This window comes from Pseudoclavibacter sp. Marseille-Q434 (genome assembly GCF_050315415.1).
Taxonomy (GTDB): domain Bacteria; phylum Actinomycetota; class Actinomycetes; order Actinomycetales; family Microbacteriaceae; genus Pseudoclavibacter.
Genome location: NZ_JBNPQH010000005.1, coordinates 65966 through 78133, shown reverse-complemented (window position 1 = coordinate 78133; position 12168 = coordinate 65966). Strand labels below are relative to the sequence as shown.

Sequence of the window (12168 nt, the reverse complement as noted above, 5' to 3'; positions counted from 1 at the left end):
CGAGCAGTAGAAGACGTGCGTAGACTTCTGGCGTGACCTCCGCCGGCCTGCTGACCCCCGCCGTGGGGGAAGTGGACCCGCTAGACCTCGACCTCGACCTCGACCGAGACCCCGCCCTGGCCCCGCCCGTGGATGCGCGGCCACGAGACGCCGCACGGGTGCGCCGAGTTCGGCTCGCGTTCGTCGCAGCATCGGTCTCCACGTTCATCGCGCTCGCCTCGCACGTCTTCGCCGGCGGCGGCATGCCCGGCCTGCTCGGCGTCGCGTTGCCGTTTGCGCTGGCCGTGCTCGCTTGCCTGCTGCTGGCTCGCATCCGCACCGACTCGCTTCGCCTCGCCCTGTCTGTCGGCGCGAGCCAGTTCCTCTTCCACACGCTGTTCGTGCTCGGCACGCCGCCGGCCGCCAGCGGTTCGGCGAGCGCAGCGGATGCGCATGCCGGGCACGCGGGTCACGGCCAGCTCGCGGCCTCGTCGGCGATGGCGGACTTCGCGTCGGGCTCGGGCGTCAGCTCCCCGACCACCGCCCTGCACCTCGGACACGACGGCCCGCTCATGTGGGCGATGCACGCGTTCGCCGCGGTGCTCACGGCGCTTGCCCTGTACTTCGGGGAGGCCCTCCTCGCGAGTCTCGCGCGCGTGAGGCACGCCGCCGTCGAGCTGCTTCGGCCGCTCGTTCGCGGCATCTTCCTGCTCCTCGTTCGCGCCGTGCGCCCCGCCGCGGTGATCGACTCGGCGCCGCTCGAGTTGCCCTGGGTGCCCGCGCTGCCGGTGCGCGCTGCGCGCACCCTGCGGCGCCGAGGCCCGCCCGCGGTCGCGATGCTCCCAGCATTCGCGACCTCGAACTAGCGCCACAGCTCTCGTCTCAGCTTCCCTGCTGAGGTGCTGTCTGGTGCCGGTCGGCGTCGATCATTCTCCGTCCGCGACGCTCGCGCGCCTTCCGCGCGACGCCTTCGTGCGCGGGCGGACAGACCCGAGGAACTCTCGAGATGTCTTTCGACTCAGCACCAACATCCACGACGCGCCGGACACCCCCGGCGCGCAGAACATCCACGACCGGCAGCACACCGACCACAGCTGCCCCGACAGCACCGAGGAGACTCGCCGTCACGGCCATCGCGCTGCTCATGGCCTGTCTCCTGGGGTTCGCCGGTGCGACCCCAGCGCGGGCGCACGACCAGCTCATCGCGAGCTCGCCATCGCCGGACGCGTCGCTCGACACGTCACCGCCGGACATCACCCTCAGCTACTCCGCGAACATCATGGAGATCGGCCCGATGATCGTGCTGCAGGACGCCGCGGGCCGCGACTGGGCGACCGGCGAGCCCGTCATCGACGGGACGACGGTCACGAGCGCCGTCGACGACACCCTGCCCGACGGCGCGTACACCGTCAACTGGCGGGTCGTCTCCTCGGATGGGCACCCGATCACGGGCACCATCCCGTTCACGGTCGGCGATCCCACGGCGGCGGACGCGCCCGCGGCACCGGCACCCTCGGACCCGGCCACCGCTGACCGCGACCCGACCCCGCCCCCGCCCCCGCTGAGGCGGCGCCCTCCGAGTCCGAGTCACCCTCCGGCGCGACGACCCAGCCGACGTCCGAGATCACCTCGCAAGCGGCGTTCGACGTGCCGCGGATGCTGCTCATCGGCGCGCTCGGGGCGCTCGTCGCGCTCGGTGTCGCCTGGCTGATCGTCCGCGCACGCAAGGGCGGTCAGGCGCAGCCTGAATCGGCTGAGGCCGACACCGATGCGCGCTGACGCCGCCGCCACTCCTTCTCTCTTCTCTCTCCGCAAAGGAACCACGCTCATGACCCGTACCACCACGAACCTCCCTCGCCCCCTCGCAGCGGCCGCCCTCCTCGCTGCTGCTGCGCTCGTCCTCACCGGATGCACGGCCGCCGGGTCGACGGCCACCCCCGACGCCGCCTCGGCGGGTCCCGCCGCCGAATCCGTCACCGTCGAGAACGCCTGGGTGAAGGCCGCCGACTCCGGCATGTCAGCGGCGTTCGGCGAGATCGAGAACACGGGTGCGGGGGACGTGACGATCGTGTCGGTCGCGAGCCCCGCATCCACCGCGCTCGAACTGCACGAGACCGTCGAGAACGAGACGGGCGAGATGACGATGCGTGAGAAGGGTGGCGGGTTCACGATCGCCCCCGGCGAGACGCTGACGCTCGAACCCGGGGGCAACCACATCATGCTCATGGACCTGCCCGAGCCCGTTGTCGCGGGGGACGAGCTGAGCTTCACGCTCACGTTCTCGGACGAGTCGACCCTCGATTTCACTGCCCCGGCCAAGGACTACGCCGGGGCCAACGAGAACTACGAAGACGGCGACATGGGCGGCGACATGGAGATGGACCACTCCGACATGGACCACGCCGAGCACGGCGACGACGCGGACAACAGCTAGTGCCCGGCGACCAGAGCCCTGGTCGCCCCCGCCCGACTCGGCGACAGCTCCTCTTCGGGGGTGCTGTCGCCGGGTTCGGCGCGGTCGCGGCCGTGGGCGCCGACCAGGCGCTCCGTCTCGCGGGACGCCAAGAGCCAGCGGGAGCGGCGGATGCGGCTGCCGACGCGAGCCCGGGCGGTGCCGGCGAGCTGACCGGGTCAGGCGTCGTCCCGTTCTACGGGCCGCACCAGGCGGGCATCGCGACCGTGCCGCAGGCGCACGCGACCCTCGTCGCCCTCGATCTGCGAGACGGCATCGACCGCGCTGGGCTGCGGCGACTCATGCAGCTCCTGACCGACGATGCGGCGCGCCTCACCCGCGGTGAGCCGGCACTGGCCGACTCCGAACCCGAGCTCGCGCACCTGCCGGCCAACCTGACGGTGACATTCGGGTTCGGTCCCGAGTTCGTGCGGCGCGCATCCACCACTGCAATGCAGGCGCCCGCCTGGCTGCGCCCGCTGCCGCCGTTCGGCATCGATCGGCTCGAGGCGGCGTGGAGCGACGGCGACCTGCTGCTGCAGGTCGCGTCCGACGACCCGTTCACGGTCGCCCACGCGTTGCGGATGCTGCTGAAGGACACGCGCAGTTTCGCGACGGTGCGGTGGACGCAGCCCGGGTTCCGCCGGGCGCGCGGGTCGGAGGCCCCGGGCACCACGATGCGGAACCTGTTCGGGCAGGTCGACGGGACCGTCAACCCGGCGCCTCCGACGCTCGACTTCGAGCAGCTCGTCTGGATTCGCGAGGGCGCGTTCGCGGGCGGGACGGGCATGGTCGTGCGGCGCATCCGCATGGACCTCGACAAGTGGGACAGGCTCGACCGCAGCGGTCGCGAGCAGTCGGTTGGCCGCACGCTCGCGAACGGCGCCCCGCTGACCGGCACGGACGAGCACGACGAGCCGGACTTCTCGGCCGAGAACGCGGCCGGGTTTCCCGTCATCGCCGAGTTCTCGCACATCCGGCGGGCGCGATCCGAGGACACGTCGGAGCGGTTCTTCCGTCGCGCCTACAACTACGACGATGCGCCCACGGGGGAGGAGATCTCGAACTCGGGGCTGCTCTTCATCGCCTTCCACGCGGACGTGGATGCGCAATTCGTGCCCATCCAGCAGCGCCTCGACGAGCTCGACCTGCTCAACGAGTGGACGACGCCCATCGGGTCTGCCGTGTTCGTCGTGCCGCCCGGATGCGCGGAAGGCGGTTACGTCGGCGAGGGGATCCTCGGATGAGCGGACCAAGACCGCGCGCCCGGCGCGTCTCGAGCACTGGGTGGCTCGGGCAGCTGCTGATGCGCCTCCACTTCCTCGCGGGCGTCTTCGTCGGCCCGTTCATCCTCGTGGCGGCGCTGAGCGGCGCACTCTACGCGCTGACCCCGCAACTCGAGCAGCTGGTCTACGACCACGAGCTGCATGCGCCGGTCTCCGAGAGCGCCCTGCCGCTCGGAGAGCAGATCAAGGCCGCAGACGCGCACGTCGGGCAGGACGAGACGATCGTCGCCGTGCGTCCGGCCCCGAACCCGGGCGATACGACGCGGGTCATGTACGCGGATGCGACGCTCGGGGAGAGCACGACACGGGCGGTGTTCCTCGACCCCGCGACGGCAGAGGTGCGCGGTGACCTGCCCGTCTACGGCACGTCCGGTTCGCTGCCGCTGCGCACCTGGATCTCCGAGCTTCACCGAAGCCTGCACCTCGGCGATGCTGGACGGCTCTACAGCGAGCTCGCGGCATCCTGGCTCGGGGTCGTCGCGCTTGCAGGGGCAGGGCTCTGGGCCACCAGGTACCGGCGGGCGCGAACGGCGAAACGGGCGACGCAGCAGCGCAACCTGCTGCGGCCGAACCTGCTCGCTACGGGGTTCGCGCGCACCCGCAGCCTGCATGCATCCACCGGCATCTGGGTGCTGGCCGGGGCGCTGTTCCTGTCGGCCACGGGCATCACGTGGTCGCAGTACGGGGGAGCGAACTTCACGGAGCTGCGAGCCGCGGTGGGATGGACGACGCCCGCGCTGAGCACGAGCCTCGACGGCGCCGGCGCCGCGGCCGCAGATGAGCACGCAGAGCATGCTGGCCACGGGCACGGGGGTGTGACACCGAGCCTCGATGCTGGCGAGCTGAGCCCGGGCGCCTACGACTCGGTGCTCTCCATCGCGCGCGAGGTGAACGTGAACACCGGGCTCGTCGAGATCCGGCCGCCGGCGGAACCCGGCACGGCGTGGGTCGTGCAGGAGATCCAGCGCAGCTTCCCGACGGAGGTGGATGCGGTTGCCATCGACGGCACGACCATGCAGGTGGTCGACCGGGTCGACTTCGCAGAGTTCGGGCCGGTCGCGAAGCTCAGCCGCTGGGGCATCGACCTGCACATGGGTTCGCTGTTCGGCCTCGCCAATCAGCTGGTCCTCTTCGCGGTTGCGGTGGGTATGGCGGCGATGGTCGTGTGGGGGTACGTGATGTGGTGGCAGCGTCGGCCGAGGCACGACCCGTCGCGGTTGGTCGGTGCCGCTCCGCCTCGTGGAGCGCTGCGCCGCGCGCCGTGGTGGGGCGTGCTGCTCGCGCTCGCCGTGGCCGTGGCGCTTGGCATGTTCCTGCCGCTGATGGGCGTGAGCCTGATCGTTTTCCTGGCCATCGACGTCACGGTCGGGATGCTCGCTCGTCGGCGATCGCGATCCGGGGCGCGGCCGTCCGACCTGCCGCGCGGTCAGCGGGCCGGCGGGGTCAGTCCCGCGAGCGATGGCTCGAGTGCGGGTCGGAGCGTGGGTTCGAGCTTGGACTCGAGGTGACGCCGGGCCACACGTAGTCGAGGCCGCGTTCCGCATCGGGGAACAGAGCGCCGTAGAACTCCTCGTCCTTGGCGATGAGCTTCGAGCGGTGCGACTCGTGGAGTGCCTCGTCGCCCAGCCAAGGTGGAGGGTCGGACACCCTGAAGTCCGGCCCTCTGCTGGTCGCCGCCTCCTCGAAGACGGCAAGCGTCTTCTCGGCGCAGGTGTCGGCGTAACCGCGTCCCACCCATTCCGCGCAGAACGCGCCCTGGTAGTCGAGGAGGGCCCGTTCGTAGCCGATCCACATCTTCACGACGGGATGCTGCTGCCACCCGTAACCGGGCACGGTCAGCGCCTTCATGACCTGCAGGGTCTCGACGCGCTGCTTGCCGAGGCGCTGCCGGTCGAGCACCCGCGCGGATTCTGCGAAGTCTGCATAGGGGAGGAACGTCTGCATCGATCCGTTCTACCGTGCGGGGATCCGCGGACGCGGGGAGGGTGTCGGCAGCTTCCCGAACGATCTTCTCGGACCGGACCAAGAATGTCGGTGGTCGGGTGGAAGCTGATCGCATGATCGATGAAGCACTCGCGACGAGAATCCCGGAGGGGTGGAGGCCACCCGACTCGCTGGTGGAGCGCGTGCGAATGCTCGAGCGCTTCCTGGTGGTCCGGTCGATCGTCGATGCCGACGCTGATCTCGCCCGTGCCCAGGCTGAGCAGGCGCGCGTCTACGCACTCGCGGCTCGGACGGCCCTCGCAGAGGACGAGCGCGAGGGCACACTCGAGCAGGAGTGGGCGCTTCGCTCGTGGAAGGCGGAGATCGCCGCGGTCACGAAGACCTCGAGGCAGGCGGTGTCTGGCATCATGGGCCGCTCGGCGATCCTCACTGAGGACTTCCCGCTCGTTCATGCCGCGCTCGCGGCGGGCGAGGTGTCGATGGCGCATGCCCGCATCGTGTGCGAGGCGGGAACGATCGTCGTGCACGAGGACCCCGCGGAACAGGCCGCGCGTCGCGAGCTGTTCGTGCAGCTCGCGCTCGAGAAGGCGCGTTCGACGTCACCGGGCAGGCTGAAGGACTTCGCCATCAAGCAGGCGGAGCGGCTGACGGCGTCGTCGCTCGAGGAACGCTACGAGCAGTCGATGACGTCCCGGGCCGTGCTCGTCTCGAGTGAGGCGGATGGCATGGGGTCGCTCGGCGCGCGGCACTCGCTGCCGGTGCTCACGGCGATCGATGGGCGGTTGTCCGAGATCGCGAAGGCCATCATCGCGGCGCGGGGCTCTGATTCCGACGACCCGCGGACCTTCCACCAGGTGCGGGCCGACGTGTTTGCCGAGCTGCTGCTCACGGGCAGGCTGACGACCTCTCCGGAAGCGGCGGGCATCACCGCGAAGGTGTCCATCACCTTGCCGGCGCTCGCGATGCTCCACGCTCAGCACGGCGACGGCGACGGCGACGGCCGCGCGCTCGATACGACGCCCGCGCTCCTCGACGGCGTCACGCCCATCCCGATGAGCGTCGCGAAGGCGCTCGCAGCCAACGCACCGGCCTTCGAGCGCATCCTGACCCACCCGATCACTGGAACGGTCGTCGAGGTCGACCGCTACCGGCCGACGGAGGCGATGCGCGCGTGGCTGCGGGCTCGGGATGTGCACTGCAGGTTCCCGGGATGCCGGCTCCCTGCAGAGCGTTGCGACCTCGACCACACGATCCCGGCAGCTGAAGGCGGGCCGACGAGCCTCGTCAACCTCGCTGACCTCTGTCGCTGGAACCACACGGTCAAAGGCAACACCGGTTGGGAGGTCTGCCAGCTGCCCGGCGGAGTCATGGAATGGACATCGCCCACGGGCATCCCGCTGAAGGATGTTCCCGAACCGAGGGGCGTCACCTTCGGACCCTCCCCGCCCGGCGAACCGGGCCTCGAGATCGGAGGAACTGCCTACCGGGCGCAGCAGCCCGGGCCCGGGCTTGGACCGAGGGCCGGCGAGGAGCCGGGCATCATGCCGGGCCTCGACCCTCCACCGTTTTGACCGGGCTCCGATTCGTTCCCCGACTCTCGTGAACGCCCGCAGCTCCCCGCCGCCGCGCGGTGCGGCGACAAGGAGCTGCAGAGCGGACGAGCTGCGGTGAGGAGCTGGGCTGCCCTGCCCCGGCCTGTGCCCCGGCCTGTGCCCTGGACTTACGCCGTCGTCGGCCCGTAGAACCCGTTGATCTCGGAGAGCTCGAGCTCTGCGGTCGCCTGGATGAGGGCGAGCAGGTCGGTGTCGAGGCCAGGCGCGAACTCCTCCAGACGCTCGTGGGCGATGAACGACGGAGCTCCGGCGGGGGCCTGCTCCGAAGCGTCCAACGTCGTGCCGTCCTTCGAAGGCGAGTCGCCCTGGAAGATCTTCCCTGCCTCCGACTTGCCGTCGAGGTCGAACGAGTACTGCTTGCTCTGCAGGCCCAGGTCGAGCAGCTCCTTCACCTCGGGGAACGACTCGGCGTTCGTCTTCGGGATGGGCAGCAGCGACTTCCAGTTCACGCCGAGCGTCTCGAGGGCCTTCGCGTACGCATTCTCGTGCGCCTGGTCGCGCACGATCAGGTAGGCGATCGTGCCACGCGCCGTCGGGTTGTCGGTCATCTCGTAGATGCGGCACTTCTGCAGCCGCCCCGTCGACTCGAGCATGAGGTTGTAGAGCAGGTCGAGGGGCAGGTTCCCGGAGTTGTAGACGTAGCTGCCGCTCCACGGGTTGCCCGCCGCATCCACGGGCAGAGCACCCTGCGCGCCGACCAGGTAGTGGTGAATGTTGCTCGTGTCGAGGGCGATCTTCAAGGGCGTCGCGCCGCCGGCACCCGGCTTGTCGAGCGGGTCCGTGAGCTTGCCCGTGTACTCGGGCGACCCATCGAGCAGCCGGGAGATGGTCGTGCCGATCAGCTCGACGTGGCTGATCTCCTCGGTGCCGATGCCCTGGATGAGGTCACGGTACGGCTTCGCCGTCGGGCCGCGGAAGTTCATCGCCTGGAAGAGGTACTGCATCATGGTGCGCATCTCGCCGAACTGCCCGCCGAGCCCCTCCTGCAGGGCATTCGCGGCCGCGGGGTCTGGCTCGCCGTCGGCGATGTCGTTGATCCAGGTCTGTGCGTGGAAGTACATGGGGGAGTCTCCTCGTCATCGTTCCGGTTCGACGCGGATGCGCCGGTACCGAGAGACCATCAACCGCGCCTGTGTTTTCAAGAGGGGTACCGCGAACCGGGCCCGAAGGTGTAGAACGCGCGATACCGGCTACTCCACGGGCGTCGCCGCTCGCGAGTTCTTCGAGCGCCGGATGGCGCGCAGCACGACGTACGTGACGACCCCGACGGCCACGATGATGCCGCCGCGCAGCCACACCTCGCCGCTCTGCTGGGTGAGGAGCACGATGCAGGAGATGATCGCGAGCACGGGGAGCACGGTCCAGGCCTTGAAGTGCGCGTGCTCGACCTTGTCTCGGCGCAGCACGAGCACGGCGAGGTTCGTGCTGAGGAACACGATGAGCAGCAGGATGACGACGGTCTCGGCGAGCACGGCGATGCCGCCCGTCGCGGTGAGCACGATCGCGAAGACCGTGGTGACGACGATCGCGACCCACGGGGTGCGTCGCCCGGGGAGCACGCGCCCCAGCATGCGAGGCAGCAGCCCCTGGCCCGCCATGCCGTAGGTGAGGCGGCTGGCCATGATCATGGTCAGCAGCGCGCCGTTGGCGACCGCGATGAGGGCGATCGCGCTGAACAGCCAGGCCGGCACGGGCACCCCGGTCGCCTCGATGACGTTGAGGAGCGGACCGGTGGACTCGGCGAGCTCGTCGGAGGGCACGGCGATGGATGCTGCTGTGCCGACGAGCATGTACATGAAGCCCGCCGTGAGCAGTGAGAAGAACAGCGCCTTCGGGTAGACCTTCGACGGCTCGCGCACCTCCTCAATGAGGTTCGCGCTCGTCTCGAAGCCGACGTAGGAGTAGTAGGCGAGGAGGGCCGCGCCGAGCACGGCGGGGAACGGGTTGATGTCGTCGCCGAACGACACAGCCCGGCCGATGTCACCGCCGCCGTTCCCGACGAGCACCCCGACGAGCACCACCACCAGGACGAGGCCCGTCAGCTCGATGCAGGTCATGACGATGTTCGAGCGCAGGGACTCCTTGATGCCGCGCAGGTTGACGAGCGCGATGAGCACCAGCAGGAGGGATGCGCCGACGACCGGCGGCAGGTCGATGAACGTGGCGAGGTAGTCGCCGCTGAACGCGAGAGCAAGGCTGGCCGCGCTGACGACACCTGCCGCGAGCATGCAGAATCCCACCATGAACGACACGAACTCGGAGCGGTACGCGCGCTGCGCGAACACCGCCGAACCACCCGCCTTCGGGTACTTCGTGACGAGCTCGGCGTAGGACGCGGCCGTCAGCAGTGCCATGCCGAGCGCCACCAGCAGGGGCAACCAGGTGACGCCGCCCACTTCGCCGGAGATGGTGCCGACGAGAGCGTAGATGCCAGCCCCGAGCACGTCGCCGAGGATGAACACGAACAGGAGCAGCCCAGTGACGTCGCGCTTGAGGGCCGGGGTCGACGACGGGGAAGATGTGGGGGACATGCCCCGATTGTCGCGCGCATCCGGAGGGTAGTCCTCGCCCTTGTCAGGTACGTCGCCGTATGCAACGGCGCCGGCCGTGCACCCGCGGCCCTGAGTACCCGCGGCCCTGTGCATCCGCACTGCACGCGACTCCGGCCTGGCCAATGGAGCGGCCCGTTGCTACCGTTGAACCTTGAAGCCCCGGAATCGGGCTTGCGGACGAGGGAGCAGTACCCGCACCACGACAAGACTGACTCAGGAGGAGCCGTCGTGGCTTGGTTCGTGTTGATTCTGTCTGGAATGCTGGAGGCCGTCTGGGCCTCAGCGCTCTCCGCCTCGAAGGGCTTCAAGAGGCCCGTCCCCGTCGTCGTCTTCCTGGTGTCGCTCACCATCAGCATGGCCGGCCTCGCGTGGGCGATGACGCAGCTGCCGACCGGCACCGCATACGCGGTCTGGGTGGGCATCGGCGCGACGCTCACCGTCATCTGGGCGATGGTCACCAAGCAGGAGCGGGTTTCCGTCGCACGGGTCCTGTTGCTCGTGCTGCTCGTCGGCTCGGTCATCGGCCTCAAGGTGGTGAGCTGACCATGGCGTGGATCGCACTCGTCATCAGCGGCATCCTCGAAGCCGTCTGGGCCACCGCCCTCGGCCAGTCGGAGGGGTTCACGCAGCCCCTCCCCACGATCGTCTTCTTCGTCGGGGTCGTGCTCAGCATGCTCGGCCTCGGCTGGGCGGCGGCGCGCATCCCGATCGGCACCGCCTACGCCGTCTGGGTCGGCATCGGGGCGGCCCTCACCGTCATCTACGCGATGGCGACCGGCGACGAAGCGTTCTCCCCGTGGAAGGCCGTCTTCATCTCCGGCATCATCCTCGCCGTCATCGGACTGAAGCTCGTGCCAGACAAGAAGAAGGAAGCGATCGCTGAGCCCGTGGCGCCTCCGGCGCTCTGACCTGTGCCGCGCGCTGATCGCAGCCCACCTCCTCCTGGCGGACAGCTGTGCGGCAAACTTCGGCGACAACTCGCGCCTGACGGACGCTCAACGGACGCGAACGCCCCCGTCGTCACCGAAGTTTGCTGGTCGTGTCGGCGACCGGAATTGCGAACCGCGATCGTGGCGGCCCTCGGCGCGCATCCAGTCGAGCGTCCGTGGCCGCACGTACGCTGTCCCTTTCGACCCCAGGCACCCCCACGTCCCGACCCCAGGAAGGGCCCGCATCATCGTCTCGTCCGCAAGCTCCCCCGCTCGCGCCCGTCTCCTCACGGCTCTCGGTGCCGGCGTCGCGTCGGCCTCGTTGCTGACGGGATGCGCCGGGTCGTTCTTCTCGCCCGCGTACGGCGAGGACGAGGTGGGGAGTGGGGCGCAGGAGCCGCAGGTGCAGACGGAACCCTACCTCGACCCTGCCGCTGAGGGATACCCGGTGGCGCCGCCGCAGCAGCTGCCCGAGTCGGCCGGGTTCGGCATCTGGGATGTGCCGGTTGCGGAGCTCGCTTCGCCCGCCTGGGTGCAGGCGACGTCCGATGCGACGGGCATCCCGGTCCGCGCCCTCTCGGCGTACGCGGGGGCCGCGATCCGGGTCGCGGAGACGCGGCCGGAGTGCGGCATCGGCTGGAACACGCTCGCCGGTATCGGTGCGGTCGAGTCCAAGCACGGCACCTACGGCGGGTCGCAGGTGCTGGACTCCGGCCAGGTCGAGCCGCCCATCATCGGGGTGCCCCTCGACGGCAGCGAGGGATTCCTCGCGATTCCTGACACCGACGGCGGCGCCCTCGACGGTGATACCGAATGGGACCGGGCAGTCGGCCCGATGCAGTTCATCCCGGAGACGTGGGCGAAGCACGGGCAGGACGCGAACTTCGACGGGGTCGCCGACCCCCACCACATCGACGACGCCGTGCAGACGGCGGCCGCCTACCTGTGCGAGCGGGGCGGCGACCTCACCACCGACGACGGGTGGAACACGGCGATCTCGGCGTACAACCTGCCGGCCGAGTACGCGCGCGAAGTCGCGGGGTACGCGGAGCTCTACGCGAGCTAGAGGTCCTCTGCGCTCGGCGCCACGACGCCGCCCGGGCTGTTGGCCATGCGAAGCAGGTGCGCGAGGACTCGACGGTCGAGGTCGGTCGGCCGCTCGCCTCGGTAGTTGAACAGGACCGGGACGTTGGCGCTCATCCAGACGGCGTCGCGGCCGCCGCCGGTGAGCGCGTCGTTGCGCCAGCTCAACAGGAACGACTCGCCGCGCCTGAGTTTCGTTCCGACGACGGCTTCGAGGTGCGCGAGCACTCGGTCGTCGAACTCGGTTGGTGTGTTGTCATAGATGAAGGTGCCCATAGTGTTGTCTGGCGCGGATGCAGTGAGCATTTCCGCGCCAGACGACGCTATTGA

At 69.8% G+C, this 12168-nt stretch carries 13 protein-coding genes and 1 riboswitch; of the genes, 9 read left to right on the top strand and 4 right to left on the bottom strand.

The features are described from left to right. Positions 1-32 precede the first annotated feature (32 nt). From ACQFZP_RS16850 to ACQFZP_RS16830, 5 genes are all read left to right on the top strand, one after another. Positions 33-845 carry a hypothetical protein gene (locus ACQFZP_RS16850; RefSeq protein ID WP_211892156.1) on the top strand — a complete coding sequence of 271 codons (813 nt, stop codon included), beginning with the start codon at positions 33-35 and terminating at the stop codon, positions 843-845. Positions 846-985: 140 nt separating this feature from the next. Further along, a complete protein-coding gene (locus tag ACQFZP_RS16845) occupies positions 986-1690 on the top strand; it encodes a copper resistance CopC family protein (RefSeq protein WP_211892155.1) in 705 nt (234 codons plus the stop codon). Positions 1691-1807: 117 nt separating this feature from the next. Next, entirely contained in the window at positions 1808-2413 is a 606-nt protein-coding gene (locus ACQFZP_RS16840) for a copper chaperone PCu(A)C (RefSeq protein WP_211892154.1), read from the top strand. Continuing rightward, positions 2413-3678, top strand: a complete 1266-nt coding sequence (locus ACQFZP_RS16835; protein ID WP_211892153.1) for a Dyp-type peroxidase — start codon at positions 2413-2415, stop codon at positions 3676-3678. The genes ACQFZP_RS16840 and ACQFZP_RS16835 overlap by 1 nt, the downstream gene beginning before the upstream one ends. Next, the gene (locus tag ACQFZP_RS16830) at positions 3675-5225 is read left to right on the top strand and encodes a PepSY-associated TM helix domain-containing protein (RefSeq protein WP_211892152.1); all 1551 of its coding nucleotides are present in this window, start codon (positions 3675-3677) and stop codon (positions 5223-5225) included. Before ACQFZP_RS16835 ends, ACQFZP_RS16830 begins: the two co-directional genes overlap by 4 nt. On the opposite strand, the gene ACQFZP_RS16825 is transcribed toward ACQFZP_RS16830, so the two are convergent. Beyond that, a complete protein-coding gene (locus ACQFZP_RS16825; protein WP_179555846.1) occupies positions 5161-5661 on the bottom strand; it encodes an MSMEG_6728 family protein in 501 nt (166 codons plus the stop codon). The two genes, ACQFZP_RS16830 and ACQFZP_RS16825, sit on opposite strands and share 65 nt — an antisense overlap. Before the next feature lie 113 nt (positions 5662-5774). Here ACQFZP_RS16825 and ACQFZP_RS16820 point away from each other — a divergent pair, with 113 nt between their 5' ends. After that, complete coding sequence (locus tag ACQFZP_RS16820) at positions 5775-7232, top strand: HNH endonuclease signature motif containing protein (RefSeq protein WP_211892151.1); 1458 nt, start codon at positions 5775-5777, stop codon at positions 7230-7232. Positions 7233-7381: 149 nt separating this feature from the next. Here ACQFZP_RS16820 and ACQFZP_RS16815 read toward each other — a convergent pair whose 3' ends face one another. Next, positions 7382-8335 (bottom strand): manganese catalase family protein, encoded by a 954-nt coding sequence (locus ACQFZP_RS16815; protein ID WP_179555848.1) that lies wholly within the window; start codon positions 8333-8335, stop codon positions 7382-7384. A 129-nt stretch (positions 8336-8464) separates the two neighbouring features. Next, the gene (locus ACQFZP_RS16810; RefSeq protein ID WP_211892150.1) at positions 8465-9805 is read right to left on the bottom strand and encodes an APC family permease; all 1341 of its coding nucleotides are present in this window, start codon (positions 9803-9805) and stop codon (positions 8465-8467) included. A 172-nt stretch (positions 9806-9977) separates the two neighbouring features. Continuing rightward, a riboswitch (guanidine-III (ykkC-III) riboswitch) is annotated at positions 9978-10044 on the top strand. A 10-nt stretch (positions 10045-10054) separates the two neighbouring features. On the opposite strand from ACQFZP_RS16810, the gene ACQFZP_RS16805 reads away from it, so the two are divergent. The 3 genes from ACQFZP_RS16805 (at position 10055) to ACQFZP_RS16795 (ending at position 11821) form a co-directional block, all read left to right on the top strand. Beyond that, the gene (locus tag ACQFZP_RS16805; protein ID WP_211892149.1) at positions 10055-10369 is read left to right on the top strand and encodes a DMT family transporter; all 315 of its coding nucleotides are present in this window, start codon (positions 10055-10057) and stop codon (positions 10367-10369) included. 2 nt (positions 10370-10371) lie between these two features. Next, positions 10372-10734: a DMT family transporter gene (locus ACQFZP_RS16800; protein ID WP_211892148.1), complete on the top strand. Its 363-nt coding sequence runs from the start codon at positions 10372-10374 to the stop codon at positions 10732-10734. Positions 10735-11158: 424 nt separating this feature from the next. After that, the gene (locus ACQFZP_RS16795) at positions 11159-11821 is read left to right on the top strand and encodes a lytic transglycosylase domain-containing protein (protein ID WP_104310259.1); all 663 of its coding nucleotides are present in this window, start codon (positions 11159-11161) and stop codon (positions 11819-11821) included. On the opposite strand, the gene ACQFZP_RS16790 is transcribed toward ACQFZP_RS16795, so the two are convergent. Beyond that, positions 11818-12144 (bottom strand): ATP-dependent DNA ligase, encoded by a 327-nt coding sequence (locus ACQFZP_RS16790; protein WP_249312680.1) that lies wholly within the window; start codon positions 12142-12144, stop codon positions 11818-11820. The genes ACQFZP_RS16795 and ACQFZP_RS16790 overlap by 4 nt on opposite strands. Between the last annotated feature and the right edge of the window lie 24 nt (positions 12145-12168).

Excerpts from the sequence above, each read along its gene's own strand:
- ACQFZP_RS16845 (WP_211892155.1), top strand. The coding sequence starts at position 986 with ATGTCTTTCGACTCAGCACCAACATCCACGACGCGCCGGACACCCCCG.
- ACQFZP_RS16840 (WP_211892154.1), top strand. The coding sequence starts at position 1,808 with ATGACCCGTACCACCACGAACCTCCCTCGCCCCCTCGCAGCGGCCGCC.
- ACQFZP_RS16830 (WP_211892152.1), top strand. The coding sequence starts at position 3,675 with ATGAGCGGACCAAGACCGCGCGCCCGGCGCGTCTCGAGCACTGGGTGG.
- ACQFZP_RS16825 (WP_179555846.1), bottom strand. The coding sequence starts at position 5,661 with ATGCAGACGTTCCTCCCCTATGCAGACTTCGCAGAATCCGCGCGGGTG.
- ACQFZP_RS16820 (WP_211892151.1), top strand. The coding sequence starts at position 5,775 with ATGATCGATGAAGCACTCGCGACGAGAATCCCGGAGGGGTGGAGGCCA.
- ACQFZP_RS16815 (WP_179555848.1), bottom strand. The coding sequence starts at position 8,335 with ATGTACTTCCACGCACAGACCTGGATCAACGACATCGCCGACGGCGAG.
- ACQFZP_RS16810 (WP_211892150.1), bottom strand. The coding sequence starts at position 9,805 with ATGTCCCCCACATCTTCCCCGTCGTCGACCCCGGCCCTCAAGCGCGAC.
- ACQFZP_RS16800 (WP_211892148.1), top strand. The coding sequence starts at position 10,372 with ATGGCGTGGATCGCACTCGTCATCAGCGGCATCCTCGAAGCCGTCTGG.
- ACQFZP_RS16790 (WP_249312680.1), bottom strand. The coding sequence starts at position 12,144 with ATGCTCACTGCATCCGCGCCAGACAACACTATGGGCACCTTCATCTAT.